The organism is Pseudoflavonifractor sp. AF19-9AC (genome assembly GCF_003478995.1).
Lineage (GTDB): Bacteria > Bacillota > Clostridia > Oscillospirales > Oscillospiraceae > Lawsonibacter.
On record NZ_QUGI01000002.1, the window covers coordinates 423,273 to 439,896 of the forward strand.

At 62.1% G+C, this 16,624-nt stretch carries 16 protein-coding genes and 1 other annotated feature; of the genes, 5 read left to right on the forward strand and 11 right to left on the reverse strand.

Annotated elements, in window-relative coordinates; all coding sequences use genetic code 11:
- Positions 1 to 65 precede the first annotated feature (65 nt).
- The 9 genes from DWX58_RS04960 to glf form a co-directional block, all read right to left on the reverse strand.
- Positions 66 to 863: a hypothetical protein gene (locus tag DWX58_RS04960; RefSeq protein WP_118641854.1), complete on the reverse strand. Its 798-nt coding sequence runs from the start codon at positions 861 to 863 to the stop codon at positions 66 to 68.
- Entirely contained in the window at positions 860 to 1,663 is an 804-nt protein-coding gene (locus tag DWX58_RS04965; protein ID WP_118641855.1) for a permease prefix domain 1-containing protein, read from the reverse strand. Before DWX58_RS04965 ends, DWX58_RS04960 begins: the two co-directional genes overlap by 4 nt.
- 65 nt (positions 1,664 to 1,728) lie before the next feature.
- Positions 1,729 to 2,346 carry a hypothetical protein gene (locus DWX58_RS04970; RefSeq protein WP_118641856.1) on the reverse strand — a complete coding sequence of 206 codons (618 nt, stop codon included), beginning with the start codon at positions 2,344 to 2,346 and terminating at the stop codon, positions 1,729 to 1,731.
- Between the two features lie 3 nt (positions 2,347 to 2,349).
- Positions 2,350 to 3,195, reverse strand: coding sequence for a permease prefix domain 1-containing protein (locus DWX58_RS04975; RefSeq protein ID WP_118641857.1), 846 nt, complete (start codon positions 3,193 to 3,195; stop codon positions 2,350 to 2,352).
- Positions 3,196 to 3,221: 26 nt separating this feature from the next.
- Positions 3,222 to 3,617 (reverse strand): permease prefix domain 1-containing protein, encoded by a 396-nt coding sequence (locus DWX58_RS04980; protein ID WP_147382239.1) that lies wholly within the window; start codon positions 3,615 to 3,617, stop codon positions 3,222 to 3,224.
- Between the two features lie 119 nt (positions 3,618 to 3,736).
- Complete coding sequence (locus tag DWX58_RS04985) at positions 3,737 to 4,426, reverse strand: hypothetical protein (RefSeq protein WP_118641859.1); 690 nt, start codon at positions 4,424 to 4,426, stop codon at positions 3,737 to 3,739.
- Positions 4,427 to 4,655: 229 nt separating this feature from the next.
- Positions 4,656 to 5,000 (reverse strand): helix-turn-helix transcriptional regulator, encoded by a 345-nt coding sequence (locus DWX58_RS04990; protein WP_118641860.1) that lies wholly within the window; start codon positions 4,998 to 5,000, stop codon positions 4,656 to 4,658.
- 135 nt (positions 5,001 to 5,135) lie between these two features.
- The gene (locus DWX58_RS04995; RefSeq protein ID WP_118641861.1) at positions 5,136 to 6,164 is read right to left on the reverse strand and encodes a glycosyltransferase family 2 protein; all 1,029 of its coding nucleotides are present in this window, start codon (positions 6,162 to 6,164) and stop codon (positions 5,136 to 5,138) included.
- 203 nt (positions 6,165 to 6,367) lie between these two features.
- On the reverse strand, positions 6,368 to 7,540 hold the full coding sequence (gene glf, locus DWX58_RS05000; RefSeq protein ID WP_118641862.1) for a UDP-galactopyranose mutase: 1,173 nt from the start codon (positions 7,538 to 7,540) through the stop codon (positions 6,368 to 6,370).
- A gap of 188 nt (positions 7,541 to 7,728) precedes the next feature.
- Positions 7,729 to 7,958, forward strand: a binding site (T-box leader).
- A gap of 175 nt (positions 7,959 to 8,133) precedes the next feature.
- Between glf and ileS the strand changes: the two genes are divergently transcribed.
- Positions 8,134 to 10,902 carry an isoleucine--tRNA ligase gene (ileS, locus tag DWX58_RS05005; protein ID WP_118641863.1) on the forward strand — a complete coding sequence of 923 codons (2,769 nt, stop codon included), beginning with the start codon at positions 8,134 to 8,136 and terminating at the stop codon, positions 10,900 to 10,902.
- A gap of 945 nt (positions 10,903 to 11,847) precedes the next feature.
- Here the strand turns inward: ileS and DWX58_RS15195 are convergent.
- Entirely contained in the window at positions 11,848 to 11,994 is a 147-nt protein-coding gene (locus tag DWX58_RS15195) for a hypothetical protein (RefSeq protein ID WP_158579217.1), read from the reverse strand.
- 80 nt (positions 11,995 to 12,074) lie between these two features.
- Positions 12,075 to 12,227: a hypothetical protein gene (locus DWX58_RS05010; protein ID WP_158579218.1), complete on the reverse strand. Its 153-nt coding sequence runs from the start codon at positions 12,225 to 12,227 to the stop codon at positions 12,075 to 12,077.
- Between the two features lie 122 nt (positions 12,228 to 12,349).
- Here DWX58_RS05010 and DWX58_RS05015 point away from each other — a divergent pair, with 122 nt between their 5' ends.
- From DWX58_RS05015 to DWX58_RS05030, 4 genes are all read left to right on the forward strand, one after another.
- Positions 12,350 to 12,535: a hypothetical protein gene (locus tag DWX58_RS05015; protein ID WP_118641865.1), complete on the forward strand. Its 186-nt coding sequence runs from the start codon at positions 12,350 to 12,352 to the stop codon at positions 12,533 to 12,535.
- Between the two features lie 211 nt (positions 12,536 to 12,746).
- A complete protein-coding gene (gene rpsO, locus DWX58_RS05020; RefSeq protein WP_118641866.1) occupies positions 12,747 to 13,013 on the forward strand; it encodes a 30S ribosomal protein S15 in 267 nt (88 codons plus the stop codon).
- 320 nt (positions 13,014 to 13,333) lie between these two features.
- Positions 13,334 to 15,484, forward strand: coding sequence for a polyribonucleotide nucleotidyltransferase (locus DWX58_RS05025; RefSeq protein ID WP_118641867.1), 2,151 nt, complete (start codon positions 13,334 to 13,336; stop codon positions 15,482 to 15,484).
- 78 nt (positions 15,485 to 15,562) lie between these two features.
- Entirely contained in the window at positions 15,563 to 16,582 is a 1,020-nt protein-coding gene (locus DWX58_RS05030; protein ID WP_118641868.1) for an acyltransferase family protein, read from the forward strand.
- Positions 16,583 to 16,624: the final 42 nt, after the last annotated feature.

Sequence of the window (16,624 nt, forward strand, 5' to 3'; positions counted from 1 at the left end):
CGCCTCATTTTTGTCCTCTTTTGTCCGAAGGGCTCCGCTCTCTTCCTTTTATATAATGGTAGCTCTCACAGCGGCTGGGGGACGGCGCCCTCCCGCTCCAGCAGCAGGGCGCCCGCCCCATCATAGAGCCGCAGGGTGTAGGTGCCTCCCGCAAATCGGTCGGGGCGGGCCTCGTCCTCCCGGAACGCCCCCACCAGCCACACTCCGCCGCCCATGTCCCAGCAGACCGCCTCATAGGGCAGAAGTTCCTCCCAGGTGTGCAGCTCCAGGCTCACCTCCGCCCGCCGGGCCTCCTCGGGTACATCCAGCAGCACCAGGGGCGTCATACCGTGATAGGTGTAATTGACCTCGCCCGGCTTCTGCTCCTCCGTAACCCAGTAGCCCCGGAGCGGACTCCATTGGTCCCCGCCCAGTGGGAGCAGAAGGGGAGTGCCATCCCGGACGTAGTGTTCCAGCCCGGTGCCGTATCCCCCCAGCCCCCTCTGTGCCACCTCTGCCACCACCGCCAGACGCTCCGTCACCCCCACAAACTGCCAGTTATTCATGGAGATTTCCGTCCCGTCCAGGGCGGTTACCGTCTTGTCATTGGGGGACGCCACATACTCGTAGCGCTCCGGCGCCGTGGCGGCAAAGACCAGCTCGCTCCGGGGCACCAGGCATTGCCGCTCCAGCCGCCGAAACTCCAGTTCTGCCGTGGGCAGGGGATAGCCCGCCAGTCCCCACAGCCATGCTCCGGCCACCGCAATGATCAGCAGATTGAGGGCCAGTGTTTTTCCTCGGCTCAGCCGCCAAAGCCGTGGAAGCCGGTCTATCCGAGCCTTCCACTTGCTTTGCTCCCACCGGGTCCGCAATTTTTCTCTCATTCCATCACCACCCGTTCCAGTTGGTCAACCGTCAGCGTAAAGCTGCCCTTTCCAAAGTCAAACTCCAGGCAGACAGGCTCGCCCTCCGTCCACTCCAGATCGCCATAGGCCACATAGGTGTCGTGGAACAGGCCCCATTCGGCCCGCTGGAGGCCGCATATCAGTTCATTGCGTCCCTCCTCCCAGATGGTCTGCACCTTTCCGCTGTCCATGCTCCAGACCCAGCCTTCCGGGCCGGTCATGGTGAGGGCGGACCGGAGGGCCCCCTCGTTGATCCGCTCCCAGAACCGGGGGGTGGACACCCGGATGTACACCTGCACCCGGTCCTCAATCCCCCTCCAGTCCTGCACATAGTCCAGATAGGCCGCCCCCACAATCTGGAAGGTGTAACCGCCCAGCTGGATTTTCTCCCCCTCTGTCCGGCCCCGCACTTCGCTGAACCCTCCCCACAGGGGATAGCCGGCGGACTGGTAGTGGTCGTTGTTCAAAATGTTGATCGCCATCAGGAGCACCACCGAAAGAATGGCAATCCACTTGCTGGCCCGCCACAGGTAACCCAGCCAGGGCTTGTGGAGCCGGGCCAGCTCTTTCCCAATTTCCACCGCGTCACCCATCTCCTCCACGGCCCGGGCCTCCGCCTCCTCCGGGGCGATGTCCGGGAAAATCCGCCGAAAATCGGCTGCCTTATCCTCCAGATGGGCCTGGAGCTCCGCCCGCACCGCTTTCCGGTCCGGTCCAAACCGGATTCCAGCCACCGCTGTGTCCAGCCAGCCGGTCTGTTTGCTGTTGTCCCGCTCCATATGGGTCTCCTTTCTCCGTCCGCTCAGCCCGGCCGGCAGTCTTCCTTATCGCAATCATCTGTCCATCAGGGCTGTCCCTGGCGGTGGGGGAACAGGGGAATCTCCCCCTCCTGCTCCAGCAGCAGCGCCCCGTCGCCGGTGTACAGCCGCAGCACATAGGGCCAGCCCTCCACGCCCCAGCGGCTGTTGGGGAAGGCGCAGTTGGCCTCCATGGAATTGTCAAAGGCAAAATCACACAGTCCGTTTTCCTCCGCCTGGGCCCAGGCGGTCTGCTGCCCCTGGCCCGAGCGGATGGTCAATTCTCCCCGCTCCGCCTCTCCGGGCAGGTTCAGGAAGAGCACCCGGTCGTCGGCCAGGGATACCGGACTGGGCCCCTCCCCTACAGGGCAGGTCCACAGGTTACAGGGGTAGACGCCGTACCGGGTGGGCAGGCTCCGGGTGGGCACCCAGCCCGCCACCGCCTGGCCCTCGCCCAAATCCACAAACAGCTCCCCCTCCCGGAACACCAGCTCCCCCTGGGGCAGCAGGAAGTAGTGCTCCAGCCGGCGGAAGTTCATCGCCCGGGTGGGCAGGGGATAGGAGAAGGCGCTCCACAGCCAGAGAGACAGCGCCAGGCACACCAGCAGGTTTCGCACCGTCCTGCCCCGCCGCCCCAGCCGGGGCCGCAAGAACCGCTTCTTCATCCCTTACCCCCTCTCCAGGTCCACGGTGAAGGAGAAACTGGGCTCCGTCAGGCCGTACTCCACCCGCACCCATTCCGCTTCCGGGTCCACACCCCGGAGATAGAGCTGCCACCCCTCAAAGAAGGGGCCGCTCTCCGATTTGCTCAGGACACAATCGCTCCGGTCCCGGTCCACGTGGTATTGGTTGCCCAGGCTGTCCGTGACCACAAACCACGCCTCATCCAGGCTGGCCCGCTCCCAGAACCGCCAATCCTGCACCCGAAACCAGACAAACAGCTCCTGCCCCTGTTCCCCCTGCCACAGGACCGCCCGGCGGAGGGAGACGGTCTGGCCGTTCACCTCCGTGTCCTGCCGCCCGCCGTAGCTCCGGGCAAACAGCTGCTCCGGGGCGCTGCCGGGGGAGTAGATCTCCTCCCCGGTGTAGGTATTGACCAAGGAACCGGCCAGGCCGGTGAGACAGCCCTCGCTGAGCCCGGGCAGGTCGTCCCAGTCCCACAGCTGATTTCCGGTTCCGGTGCTGTAATAGTGGTCGGTGTAAAGGTTTCGGCCCACCAGCAGCACAAGGAGCACCCCAATGAGCACCTTGGAGCACAGCCACAGGTAGCCCAGCCAGGGTCGGTGGATTTTTGCCAGGGCTGAGCGAAGCTCCGCCGCGTCGCCCATCTCCCCCAGAGCCCGGGCCTCCGCCTCCTCCGGGGTCATATCCGGAAAAATCCGCTGAAGGTCCGCCGTCTTGTCCTCCAGGTGGGCACTAAGCTCCGCCTGCACCGCCCGGCGGTCATAGCCAAAGCGGATGCCGCCCACCGCGGTATCCAGCCAGCTGTCCCAGCTTCGTCTCAAGTTGTCCACCGGCGTTCCTCCTCTCGTTTTTCCGGTCAAATGGGCCAGATAATCCCCCAGAACAGTCCCAGCGTCAGCAGAAGCTCCACCGCCAGCAGAGCCAGCGCCAGGCCCAGCAGCATCCGGGAGGCCATCCACAGGTAACCAAGCCAGGGCTTGTGAAGCCGAGCCAGCTCTTTTCCGATTTCCGCCGCGTCGCCCATCTCACGGAGGGCCTGGACTCCGGCCTCTTCGTCGGTCATGTCCGGGAAAATGCGCCGGAGATCCGCCGCCTTGTCCTCCAGGTGGGCACAGAGCTCTGCCCGCACCTCCGCCCGGTCCGGTCCGAAGCGGATCAGCCCCGCCGCCCGGTCCAGCCACTCCGACCACGTCGCTGCGGACGGCATATCGTTCGCAGCGACTGTTTCATCCAAACGTCGCTTCTCACTCATTCTGTCGCCGCTCCTCTCCAAATCGAACCCGCTTCGCCGGGCTTCGATTTGGCTTTCGTTTCTGAGAACCTGAATCCCACAATTACACTCCAACCACCGTTTCTGTTCCCGGTCCATGGCTATGCCTCCTCGGTCCAGCCCACCGTCAGGCGTCCGGCGGTCTCCAGCAGGACCTGGCCCTCTTCATCCAAAAAGGTGAGGGTATAGGGGGCGTTGGACAGGGCCTCATAGCGCTCTGGCCCCCAGCCCTCATCCCCGGGAATGGAGAACAAAATTACGTCCATCTCCCGCTCCCCCTGGGCCGTCCGGGTCTGTCCGTCGGCGGTACTCAGCTCCACCCGGCCCAAGGCCGTCCCCTCCGGCAGATTCACCGCCGCCAGCACCGCGGTCACGCCTTCTGTGGTGGGGATGGCCGCATAGCCGCTGAACAGGGGACAGATGAGGCAAGGCCCTTCCGGCAGGGTCCGCCCGGTGGGCTCATTCAAAAATATGTCTCCCTCATAGCTGTCCATGTGGCAGCTCCACACGGTCTGGCCGCTTCGCGCCAGCACCACCGGCATGGTGTCCTGCCCGGCAAAGGGGGCTCCGCCCCCGCCCTCAAACAGGACAGGCAGATTGCCCCGCCACAGAAGCTCCGTCTCCTCCGCGCCCTGCTGCTCCGCGCCGACCTCCAGCGCCCGCTGGGTCAGCCACAGGGGCACCCGGGTCAGCCCCCAGCAGAGTCCCAGCGCCACAACCAGCAGCACCAGGTTGCGCAGCGTCTTCCAGCCCCGGCTGAGAGGAATCCGCTTTCCCGTTTTGTGTTCCATGCTGTTCTCCTTTTTTGCTCAAAACGGCAAATCAAGCCATTCCCGCAAGTGCGTTCGCTCTTTCCGCAAAGGCGTTCTTTTCCTTCCAATGCAAACCTTCTCTCCAATTCCACCCCGTCTGCAGATCCACACTGGTATCAAAGAGGCGAAACGCAGTTTCGCACAAGTTCTTTTGCTCCTTTCCCCCTTCGGGGACGCCCTCCGCCCCCCTGGGCGTCGGGACAGTCTTTCAAGAAAAGGAGAGGGCACCGCCGGAGAGGACATCCTGGACCCCCTTGTGGAAGGCGGCCCACTCGGCCCGCTTCTCGTCCAGGAGGGTTTTCCCCCTCCGGGTCAGCCGGTAGTACTTCCGCTGCCGCCCGGTGGGGGCCTCCTGCTGGTAGGAGGTGAGGTACTTCCCCTTCTCCAGCGCATGCAGAATGGGGTATAGGGTCCCCTCCTTCATCTGAAACGCGTCGTTGGAGCGGCGGGCAAGCTCCTCAATCATCTGGTAGCCGTACATGTCGCCGCCCTCCAGCAGCGCCAGCACCAGCAGTGTGCTGCTGCCCGCCACCAGGCCCTTGTCAAACTTCATACAAACCATCCTTTCCCGGGAAATGCTCCCGACAATATGATGCCTAGACTTTCTAGGTATATGATACCTCGGCTTTCTAGGTATGTCAAGGACAAAAAAATCCCCCGTCCGGCGTGGACGGGGGAGAGGTGCTTTTCAGTTGAACTTGTAGATCTTCCGGGCCAGGCGGTACAGGCCCACAGACAGCCGCCGCCCCTGGTAGCCAGGGAAGGCAGTGAAGGCGGAGACGGCGCGGTACTTCATCTTGTGGTAGATGCCGCTGTCCACACCGCGCAGGTACTCCCACAGCTGGGTGCGCTTACCCAGGGCCTCGGGGGAGCCGTCGATGACCAGGAAGATGGAGGAGATGGCCATCATCATGGCCAGATAGCTGAACATATAGCGTCCCAGCTTCTTGTGCTGGGCATAGACCTCCCGCAGGTCGTGGGACTTGATCATGTGGTAGGTGACCCGCAGCTGCTGGTCCACCCGGGTGACCATGACCTTCTCGTTGACGGACTGGTCGGAGCGGCCGATGAAGTAGCGGTACAGGTCCACATCCAGGTAGTACATGTTGCGCACAGCGGGCAGGGGCTGGTAGACGAAGATGTTGTCCACATAGAAGGTGTGCTTGGGCAGCTCCAGGTTGCAGTCCCGCAGCAGCTGAGTGCGGTAGATGACCGAGTGCATCAGCAGGTACTGGGAGGGGCGGAAGCGGCCAATCTGGTCCCAGCCGAAGACCTTGTTCCGGGGGAACACGTTGCGGTAGTGCATGACCCGCTGGGTGTTGGTCTCGGCGTGCTCATAGACGTAGTTGCAGATCATCATGTCGATGGGCTTGCCGTCCCGCTGGAACTGGCGCAGCTTGTCCAGAGCCTTGTGCAGGGAGGGCACGTCCACCCAGTCGTCGGAGTCCACCACCTTGTAGTAGAAGCCCCGGGCGTTGCGGATGCCCTGGTTGACGCCCTCGCCGTGGCCGCCGTTCTCCTGGTGGATGGCCCGGACGATGTCGGGGTACTGCTCCTGGTAGCGGTCGCAGATGGCGGGGGTGTCGTCCTTGGTGGAGCCGTCGTCCACCAGAATAATCTCAATGTCGTCCCCGCCCTGAAGCAGGGTCTCCACGCAGTGCTCCATGTAGGCCGCGGAGTTGTAGCAGGGGACGGCAAAGGTAATCAGCTTATCCATGGGTTCTCTCTCCTTCTTCGGCCGGACCTCTCTCCTTGTCCGCCGGGATTATTTGCGCAAAAGGGTGTCCGCCAGGTCCAGCGCCCGACCAGCGATCGCATCCTCGTCGGAGCGGACGCCATATCCTTCGCCTCCGGGCAGGCCCGAAGGCTCACTCATTTTGTCGCTCCTCCTCTCCAAATGAAACCCGCTTCGCTGGGCTTTCATTTGGCTAAAAGGGTCTCTGCCAAGTCTAGTGCTCGTCCCGCAATTGCGTCCATGTTATAGTACTTGTACTCAGCCAGGCGACCCAGCAGGTGCAGGTTGGGGAAGCGGTCGGCCAGCGCCTTGTACTGGCCGTAGAGGGCGTTGTTCTCCGGGTTGATGATGGCGTAGTAGGGAATCTCCCCCAGAATACCGCCATAGGCCCGGGAGTATTCCTTGACGATGGTGGTCTTGCCGGGGAGCACCTGCCCGGTGAGGTGTTTGAACTCGGTGATGCGGGTGTAGTCCTGGTCCACGGTGTAGTTCACCGTGCCGTAGCCCTGGAAGTCGTCCTTCTCCAGGGTCTCGAAGCGGAAGTCCAGGGTGCGGTAGGGGAGGGGGCCGTACTGGAAGCGGAAGAGCTCGTCGGCCTGGCCGGTGTAGATGACCTCCCCCTCAAAGGGGACGCCGTCCACCTTCAGCACGTCGCCGGACAGGTCCAGCCGCTCCAGAGCGTCCACACCCAGCTCCACCTTGATGTTGGGGTGGTCCAGCATCTTTTGGAACATGGGGGTGTAGCCCTCCAGAGGCATACCCTGGCAGGCATCCTGGAAGTACCGGTCGTCCCGGGAGAGGAACACTGGCACCCGGGCGGTGGTGTTGGGGTCGATGTCCTCGGGCTTCTGTCCCCACTGCTTCATGGTGTAGTGGACGAAGACGTGCTCATAGACGTAATCGGCCAGGGCGGAGATCTCCGAGTCGGGGTTCTGGCGCAGCTCCAGGATGGTCACCTTTTTCTCCGCGCCGTAGGCGGCGATGAGCTTGTCCCCCAGGCGCTTGCCCTCCTCGGGGCCGAAGGCGGTCTCCAGAGAGGTCAGATTGAAGGGGACAGGGTAGCGCATGCGGCCGCCCTTTTCGTCGGGGATGTCGGCCACCACCCGGTGCTGGTAGTCCCGCCACTGGGTGAACCGGGACAGCCAGGCAAAGACCCGGCTGTCGTTGGTGTGGAAGATATGGGGGCCGTACTGGTGGATGAGCACGCCGGCCTCGTCGGGGCAGTCGTAGGCGTTGCCGCCCACGTGGCCGCGGCGCTCCAGCACCAGCACCCGTTTTCCGCCCTCGGCCAGGCTCCGGGCGCACACCGCCCCGGCGTAGCCCGCTCCTGCAATCAGTACGTCAAAGGTCTGCTCCATGGGATTGCTCCTTCCCGGCCCGCCTGCTGGAGGGGCCGAATCCATTTCATGTCTAAGAGTGAGTATAGCATAGATCCCGAAAAAAAGGAATTAAAAATCCTTGAAGATTGGATAAAATCCCCCTGAGATGCGGGACTTTCCGCTTGACAAGCGGGGGCGGAGCCGATAAGATAATAAGGTATATCTGGAATGATGCGCAGATGAGGACAGTAGCCCCGCTCCTTCCGCCCAGAGAGCCGCCGTTTGGTGCAAGGCGGCCGGGGGAGCCGGCGTGAAGATCACCTCGGAGCAGGGGGGCCGAACCCGTTTCGGCACTAAGCCCCTCCGGCCGCCCCCGTTACCGGGCACCCGGAGTGGCCGGACCTTCCGTCCGGCAAGAAGAGTGGTACCGCAGAGGAAGTTTGCCTTTGTCTCTTTGTTGGGAGACAAAGGCTTTTTTGTTTTCTGAGAGGAGCGGCTTGCCACAGGAAACCAAAATGCCCACGCCCCCCATCCCAGGGCGCCCTCTTTTCCCTCCCGGAATATCCCGCCCACCTCTGCGCACACTGTAACACCGTAATCTTTGAGTATCAATAAACGGAGGCACACGAGACATGGACTACAACAAGACCATCAATCTCCCTAAAACCGACTTCCCCATGCGGGCAGGCCTGCCCAACCGGGAGCCGGGGATGCTGGAGAACTGGAACAAGCTGGACCTGTACAACGAGATGCTGAAGAAGAACGAGGGCAAGCCCCGCTTCGCCCTCCACGACGGCCCTCCCTTCTCCAACGGCAACCTGCACATGGGCCACGCCCTCAACAAGTCCCTGAAGGACTTCATCACCCGTATGTACGCCATGCGTGGCTACTACACCCCCTACATTCCCGGCTGGGACAACCACGGCATGCCCATCGAGAGCGCCATCATCAAGGAGCAGAAGCTCAACCGCAAGCAGATGAGCGTCCCCGAGTTCCGCACCGCCTGCCACAACTACGCCCAGAAGTATATCGACATCCAGATGGCCGGCTTCAAGCGCATGGGCGTGCTGGGCGACTGGGAGCACCCCTACAAGACCATGGATCCCGGCTTTGAGGCCGAGGAGGTGAAGGTCTTCGGCGCCATGTACAAGAAGGGCTACATCTACAAGGGCCTGAAGCCCGTGTACTGGTGCCCCAAGGACGAGACCGCTCTGGCTGAGGCGGAGATCGAGTACCAGGACGACCCCTGTACCACCGTGTACGTGAAGTTCCAGGTGAAGGACGACCAGGGCAAGCTGAGCCAGTACGGCGACCTCAGCAAGATGTACTTCCTCATCTGGACCACCACCATCTGGACCCTGCCCGGCAACCTGGCCATCGCCGTCCATCCCCGTGAGAGCTACGTGCTGGTGAAGGCCAACAACGGCGAGATGTATATCATGGCCGAGGCCCTGTGCGCCAAGGTCATGAAGATCGGCGGCTTTGAGGACTACGAGATCGTCAAGCAGTTTGTGGGCGCCGACTTTGAGTATATGCTGGCCCAGCACCCCTTCCTGGACAAGACCTCCCAGCTGTGCTGCGCCGAGTACGTCACCATGGACTCCGGTACCGGCTGCGTCCACACCGCTCCCGGCTTCGGTGCCGACGACTATGAGACCTGCAAGCGCTACAAGATCGACATGGTGGTGCCCGTGGACGACCAGGGCCGCCACACCGACTACGCCGGCAAGTACGCGGGCATGAAGACCGACGAGTCCAATCCCGTCATTCTGGCCGACATGAAGGAGAGCGGCGCCCTCTTCGCCAGCGAGGAGATCGTCCACTCCTACCCCCACTGCTGGCGCTGCAAGAACCCCATCATCTTCCGTGCCACTCCCCAGTGGTTCTGCTCCGTGGACGCCTTCAAGGACGAGGCCGTGGCCGCTACCGACGACGTGCGCTGGGTGCCCGCCTGGGGCAAGGACCGCATGATCTCCATGATCCGGGAGCGCGCCGACTGGTGCATCAGCCGCCAGCGCCGCTGGGGCCTGCCCATCCCCGTGTTCTACTGCGCCGACTGCGGCAAGCCCATCTGCACCGACGAGACCATCGAGGCTGTGAGCAAGCTCTTTGCCGAGAAGGGCTCCAACGCCTGGTACGAGCTGGAGGCCAAGGACATCCTGCCCGCTGACTTCGCCTGCCCCCACTGCGGCAGCAAGGCCGGCTTCACCAAGGAGGAGGACACCCTGGACGGCTGGTTCGACTCCGGCTCCACCCACTTCGCCTCCATGCAGAAGGATCAGGGCTTCTGGCCCGCCACCATGTACCTGGAGGGTCTCGACCAGTACCGCGGCTGGTTCCAGTCCTCTCTGCTCACCGCCGTAGGCGCTCTGGGCAAGGGTGCGCCCTTCCAGGAGTGCGTCACCCACGGCTGGACCGTGGACGGCGAGGGCAAGGCCATGCACAAGTCCCTGGGCAACGGCGTGGACCCCGCCGACATCTTCAAGAAGTACGGCGCCGACCTGCTCCGTCTGTGGGCGGGCTCTGCCGACTACCACGTGGACGTGCGCTGCTCCGACAACATCTTCAAGCAGCTGTCTCAGAACTACCTGAAGTTCCGCAACACCGCCCGGTATTGCCTGGGCAACCTGGAGGGCTTCGACCCCAACCAGCTGGTGAAGCCCGAGGAGATGCTGGAGCTGGACAAGTGGGCCGTCTCCCGCCTCAACCAGCTCATTGAGAAGTGCTTTGCCGCCTACGACAACTACGAGTTCCATGTGGTCTCCCACGCCATCAACGACTTCTGCGTGGTGGATCTCAGCTCCTTCTATCTGGACATCATCAAGGACCGCCTCTACTGCGAGGAGAAGGACGGCCTGAAGCGCCGCTCCGCCCAGACTGCCCTGTGGCTCATTCTGGACACCATCACCAAGCTCTTTGCTCCCATCCTGGCCTTCACCTGCGACGAGATCTGGCTGGCCATGCCTCACCGCGAGGGGGATGACGCCCGCAACGTGGTGCTCAACGAGATGAACAAGCCCTTCGCCGAGTACGCCCTCTCCGAGGAGCTGCTGGCCAAGTGGGACAAGATCATCGCCGTGCGCACCGCCGTCAACGGCGTTCTGGAGAATGCCCGGAACGAGAAGAAGATCGGCAAGAGCCTGGAGGCCGCTGTGGCCCTCACCGTGCCCGCCGAGGATGCTTTCCTCCAGGAGATGGATCAGGACGAGCTTGCCGACCTGCTCATCGTGTCTCAGGCCTCTGTGGATGTGGGCACTGAGCTGAAGGTGGAGGTCACTCCCGCCCGGGGTGAAAAGTGCGAGCGCTGCTGGAAGCACCACCTGAAGGTGGGCGCCAACGCCGACCATCCCACTCTCTGCCCCCGCTGCGCCGCTGTTATGCCCGCCGTGGTCGTAGAGTAAATTTCATTTGTATTTCCCCAGGGGGGCGGTTGCTTTCAACCGCCCCCCGCTTTCTTGAAAGAAAGCTTGGCAAAGAACTTTGTGCGAAGCTCTGCTTCGCCTCTGCGCCCGTAAGAAAAGGCTCATGCAGATGCGCCTTTCCCCTCGCCTTTGGGTTTTTCCTACTTTCGTAGGGGCGGATGTCCTCATCCGCCCGCCGTGTCGGGGCGCAAGACGGTGTACAGGGGGATTTCGCCCGTGGGCGACCTACTTTGCCCATGTCGGCAAAGTAGGCAAAGCGCCACCGGGGGACGGCGTCTGGAAAAACACTCCGTGTTTTTATGCCGCCTCCCCCGGACCCCCATTATTTTACGGGGGAGCCATCAAGAAGGTGGAAAAATCCAACCGGCGCGGGAAAAGCCCAGGATTGGTGCCTGTGCGCCAACCGCTGCCGCTAAGATTTGGTTGAATGACCACCTACTTCTACAAGGGCCATCGCGCCTGCCTTTCCGCCCTCGCGGAGGGCTCAGGTGAACGACTCCGTCACCGGGACGTGCGCGGTATTAGCCAAAACGTGTGGTAAGACGCACCGGGTTCCGGTGCCGCACCTGGCTGCGGGTTTCGTCGCCTGCTTCGCCGGTTTTCCGCTGATCCTTTCAGGGCACCTCCATCCCCCGGGGGGTACATCCAATAGGGGGGACCGCAGTCCCCCCTGATTGGTCGTTTCAAGGGGATGGGGTATCTAGGGGAAGGGGGAAATCGAAATCCCCCTTCCCCTAGACGGCTCTTTGGTGACTTTCTGGCCGCACAGAAAGTCACTCGCCCGGGGGCGAAACATCTCCAACCCCCGTCCCGCCCCGCAGGGCGAAATATCCCACCCCACCCGCAAACGAAACAATCCCCACGCCATCCCCATCCTATTCGCAAAAAAGAACGACCCGCGGCACATTCTGCCGCGGGTCCTTTTCACTTCTTCTGTTGTTCCAAATAGTCCTCCATCACCTTCAAAATGAGGGTGGAGACGCTCATTTTTTCCTGTTTGGCCTGGACTTCCAGGGCCTCTTTAAACTCCGGGGTGGAGCGAAAACTGATCTGCGCACTGTATTTCGCCACGGCGGCTCCTCCTTTTGCGCATCCGGCGGTACTTTTTCCATTATACCCCCGCCCCCGCTGGGACGCAAGGGAATCCGCTCTCAGGCTTTGTCTTTCTGAGCCTCCAGGTAATCTTCCATCACCTTTAAAATTAAATTGGAAACGCTCCGCCGCTCTTTCTGCGCCTGAGCCTCCAATTGCTCTTTGAACTCCTTAGTCACGCGAACTCCAATTTGTGTATCCGTTTTTGCCATACAATGCTCCTCCTTGTTAAACATCATATAGCATTTTCTTTACATCGATTGACAAACATTATTTAACTTTATTATACTTAGTATAGCTATGTTTAACCAGATCAAAATTTGGGGGTTATTTTATGGAAAAAAAGAACGGTATGCTGACTGCGGAACAATATAACGAGCTATACTGCAAGGCCTTTGCCCGTCTGGACGACGTGGTCCGGCTGGCCGAGCGGGCCATGCAGGAGCTGGAGGAGCTCCAACTGGCCATGGGAGACCCCGCATCCCCCGGAGAATGCAGCACTCAAACGAAAAAAACGTGAAAATTTTCCCGGAAAACGGGGACTTTTTCCTTTACAGCGGGGCAGAATTATGATATAGTATCACAGCATGAAAATGCGCAAGCCTGCCCATCTCCTTCGTTCCGGGGTACGGCCCGGGCAAGAGTCCGGGGCTTCACCCGCCCGAGACGCAGAAGATTGGTCCGCTTTCGGGCGGCCTGTGGGCAAAATATGATGAAAGGTGGAAATTCCCATGATCCGTAAGGACGAGAAGACGACCGTTATCGAGGCCAACCGCACCCATGAGACCGACACTGGTTCTCCCGAGGTTCAGATCGCTATTCTGACCGCTCGCATCAACGAGCTGACCGAGCACCTGAAGGTGCACATCCACGACAACCACAGCCGCCGCGGCCTGTACAAGATGATCGGTAAGCGCCGCAAGCTGCTGGACTACCTGATGGCCAAGGACATTGAGCGCTATCGTGCCATCATCGCCAAGCTAGGCATCCGTAAGTAAGTTTTTTCAATAGGGTGGTATGGATTTCCATGCCACCCTATCTTCCCATCTGGCACCCTTCCGTTTTTTGCCTTCCCGCCGCTTTTTTAGCAGTTGAAACTGGGCCGAAGCGCCGAATTCCTGAGCAGGGGAGCTTGGAGTGGAGCGAGGAACGCAAACCAGGAATTGCCCCGCAATTCCGTTTGTGTTCCGAGTCGAAGCGAAAGCGACCCGCCCGCGAGGGAACCGAGGCGTGACACCGAAGCGTCCGGCTTCGACCTGGTTTCAAGTGCTAAAAGGCTGGCGGGCGAAAACCAAATTTATTGCAAAGGAGTATCGCTATGTCAACCGTTATCAAGCACAAGCAGTTCCCCAAGTACAAGAGCTGGACCATGGACCTGTGCGGCCGTCCCCTGACCATCGAGGTGGGCAAGGTGGCCGAGCTGGCCAGCGCTTCCGCCCTGGTCAAGTACGGCGAGACCACCGTGATGGTGGCCGTCACCGTTTCCCCCCGTCCCCGCGACGGCATCGACTTCTTCCCCCTCTCCGTGGAGTTTGAGGAGAAGCTGTACGCCGTGGGCCGCATCCCCGGCTCCTTCATGCGCCGTGAGGGCCGTCCCTCTCTGCCCGCCGTTCTGGCTTCCCGCCTGATCGACCGCCCCATGCGCCCCCTGTTCCCCTACGACTTCCGCAACGATGTGTGCATCCAGTGCACCGTCATGAGCGTGGACTATGACTGCTCCCCCGAGGTGGCCGCCATGATCGGCGCCTCCGCCTGCGTGAGCTACTCTGAGATCCCCTTCGCCGGCCCCATCGGCTGCCTGGAGGTGGGCTACTGCGACGGTCAGATCGTGCTCAACCCCAACCAGGAGCAGCGCAAGACCTCCCGCATGGACGTGACCGTGGCCGCCACCGCTGAGAAGGTGGTCATGATCGAGGCCGGCGCCGACGAGATCCCCGACGAGATCATGTACGCCGGCATCGTGAAGGCCCACGAGGAGATCAAGAAGCAGATCGACTTCATCAACCAGATCGTGGCCGAGATCGGCAAGCCCAAGATGGAGTACGACCACGCCCAGTTCAACCAGGAGCTCTTCGACAAGATCGTGGACGAGTTCATGGACGAGGCCAAGGCCGCCATGGACACCGACGACAAGAACGTGCGTGAGACCCGCTGGAACGCCATGATCGACAAGTGGCACGAGAAGTATCTGGAAGAGTACCCCGACATGGACCAGTACCTGGAGGAGTTCACCTACAAGTTCCAGAAGAAGATCGTCAAGGCCTGGCTGCTGGAGGGCCACCGCGTGGACGGCCGCGCCAAGAACGAGATCCGTCCCCTGGCCGCCGAGGTTGGCGTGCTGCCCCGGGTTCACGGCTCCGGCCTCTTTACCCGCGGCCAGACTCAGGTTCTGTCCGTGTGTACCCTGAACACCCTGGCCGCCTGCCAGAAGCTGGACACCATCTGGGAAGAGGACGAGAAGCGGTATATGCACCACTACAACTTCCCGCCCTACTCTGTGGGTGAGGCCCGCGCCCCCCGCTCCACCAACCGCCGCGAGTACGGCCACGGCGCTCTGGCCGAGCGCGCTCTGGTGCCCGTGCTGCCCTCCGTGGAGGAGTTCCCCTACGCCATCCGCGTAGTTTCTGAGGTTCTGTCTTCCAACGGTTCCACTTCCCAGGGCTCCATCTGCGGCTCCACTCTGGCTCTGATGGACGCCGGCGTGCCCATCAAGGCCCCTGTGGCCGGCATCTCCTGCGGCCTCATCCAGGACGACAACGGCGGCTTCACCACCTTCATCGACATCCAGGGCGTGGAGGACTTCCACGGTGAGATGGACTTCAAGGTGGCCGGCACCAAGTCCGGCATCACCGCCATCCAGATGGACCTGAAGAACGACGGTCTGACCCACGAGATCATCAAGGAGGCCCTGGACATCACCCGGGACGCCCGCTTCGCCATTCTGGACGAGATCATGCTGCCCTGCATCTCCGCCCCCCGGGCTGAGGTGAGCAAGTACGCCCCCAAGATGATCACCATGAAGATCGACCCCGACAAGATCCGTGAGGTCATCGGCAAGGGCGGCTCCGTCATCCAGAAGATCACCGCCGAGTCCGGCGCCACCGTGGACATCGAGGACGACGGCACCATCCACATCGCCTCCCCCAACGCCGAGGCCTGTGACGCCGCCAAGAAGATGATCGACACCATCGTGTTCGTTCCCCAGGTGGGCGAGCTGTACTACGGCAAGGTGGTGCGCATCCTCCAGTTCGGCGCCTTCGTGGAGCTGGCCCCCGGCAAGGACGGCATGGTCCACATCTCCAAGCTGGCTGACCACCGGGTGGAGAAGGTGGAGGACGTGGTGAACATCGGCGACATGATCTGGGTGAAGGTCACCGAGATCGACGACAAGGGCCGTGTGAACCTCTCCTACAAGGACGCTCTGAAGGAGATCAAGGCCAAGAAGGCCGCCGGCGAGAGCGTGAAGTAAGATTCCCTGTTGAAACAGCCTTCAGCCGGCGGGGCAACCCGCCGGCTGAATTTGTATCGGTATGCAAGGAGGAACCCAATGGATTACGGCCTGCTCAGCCGCCGCCGCCCGCAGCTCATGGGGGTGGCCATGGTGTGGGTGATGCTCTTTCACGCCTCCAACCTGGACTTTGGCCTGCCCCTGCTGAATCTGGGGCGGAAGGCGGGCTTCGGCGGGGTGGACCTGTTCATCCTGCTCTCCGCCATGGGGCTTGCCATGTCCCTCAGCCGCCGGGAACAGAGCTACGAGGCCTTTATGTCCCGGCGGGCGGGTCGGATTTTCCCCGCCTACCTTGTGGTGATGGTGCCCTGGACCCTGTGGCTCATTCTGGCCCGGGACGTGCCCTGGGCGGCCCTGCTGTGGAATTCCACCCTGCTCTACTACTGGACCCACACTGCCGGCTCCTTTAACTGGTACGTCTCCGGCATCATGCTCTTTTACGCCCTCACCCCGCTGTGCTTCGGTCTGCTCCGGCGCAGCCGAAACCGGGAGCGGCTCACCGCCCTGGGGATTCTGGCGGGGCTTGGGGTGTGCCAGGTACTCACCCACGAGGAATACTGGCAGTACACCGACTTTTTCTACCGGGTGCCCGTGTTCTTCCTGGGCCTGCTGCTGGGCCTCTATGTGGTGGAGGGGCGGCGGCTTGGACGGCGGGCGCTGGCCTTCTGGGGCGGCATGCTGGTGCTGGGCTTTGCCTATGTGGGGGTGAGCCTCACCGCCCAGTGGATCACCTGGCCCATCCACTTCCCGGAGTGCCATTTCTTCCTCTTCCTCTCCGTCCCCCTGTGCCTTGGGCTGGCCTGGGCCCTGGAGCGGCTGCCTCTGGGGGCGCTGAACTGGTTTTTGGGCCTGGTGGGACGAAACAGCCTGGAAATCTACCTCCTGAACGTCACCCTCTTCACCCAGCTGGAGGAGGAGGGCGCCCCCTTCGGCCTGGGGATGGGCTACTACCTCCTGGCCTTCGGGGCCAATATCCTGCTGGGCTGCCTCCTTCACCGGGCGGTGGAGGGGCTCCGGGCGCTGTGGAGTCGGGACAGCACCCCGTCCGCCGTGGCCTGAGCCATATAACGCACAAAAAATCCCCCGTCCGCGCCTCAAGGC

Bases quoted from the DNA above. Each gene is read 5' to 3' on its own strand.
- DWX58_RS04960 (WP_118641854.1), bottom strand. From the start codon at position 863: ATGAGAGAAAAATTGCGGACCCGGTGGGAGCAAAGCAAGTGGAAGGCT.
- DWX58_RS04965 (WP_118641855.1), bottom strand. From the start codon at position 1,663: ATGGAGCGGGACAACAGCAAACAGACCGGCTGGCTGGACACAGCGGTG.
- DWX58_RS04970 (WP_118641856.1), bottom strand. From the start codon at position 2,346: ATGAAGAAGCGGTTCTTGCGGCCCCGGCTGGGGCGGCGGGGCAGGACG.
- DWX58_RS04980 (WP_147382239.1), bottom strand. From the start codon at position 3,617: ATGAGTGAGAAGCGACGTTTGGATGAAACAGTCGCTGCGAACGATATG.
- DWX58_RS04985 (WP_118641859.1), bottom strand. From the start codon at position 4,426: ATGGAACACAAAACGGGAAAGCGGATTCCTCTCAGCCGGGGCTGGAAG.
- DWX58_RS04990 (WP_118641860.1), bottom strand. From the start codon at position 5,000: ATGAAGTTTGACAAGGGCCTGGTGGCGGGCAGCAGCACACTGCTGGTG.
- DWX58_RS04995 (WP_118641861.1), bottom strand. From the start codon at position 6,164: ATGGATAAGCTGATTACCTTTGCCGTCCCCTGCTACAACTCCGCGGCC.
- glf (WP_118641862.1), bottom strand. From the start codon at position 7,540: ATGGAGCAGACCTTTGACGTACTGATTGCAGGAGCGGGCTACGCCGGG.
- ileS (WP_118641863.1), top strand. From the start codon at position 8,134: ATGGACTACAACAAGACCATCAATCTCCCTAAAACCGACTTCCCCATG.
- DWX58_RS05010 (WP_158579218.1), bottom strand. From the start codon at position 12,227: ATGGCAAAAACGGATACACAAATTGGAGTTCGCGTGACTAAGGAGTTC.
- DWX58_RS05015 (WP_118641865.1), top strand. From the start codon at position 12,350: ATGGAAAAAAAGAACGGTATGCTGACTGCGGAACAATATAACGAGCTA.
- rpsO (WP_118641866.1), top strand. From the start codon at position 12,747: ATGATCCGTAAGGACGAGAAGACGACCGTTATCGAGGCCAACCGCACC.
- DWX58_RS05025 (WP_118641867.1), top strand. From the start codon at position 13,334: ATGTCAACCGTTATCAAGCACAAGCAGTTCCCCAAGTACAAGAGCTGG.
- DWX58_RS05030 (WP_118641868.1), top strand. From the start codon at position 15,563: ATGGATTACGGCCTGCTCAGCCGCCGCCGCCCGCAGCTCATGGGGGTG.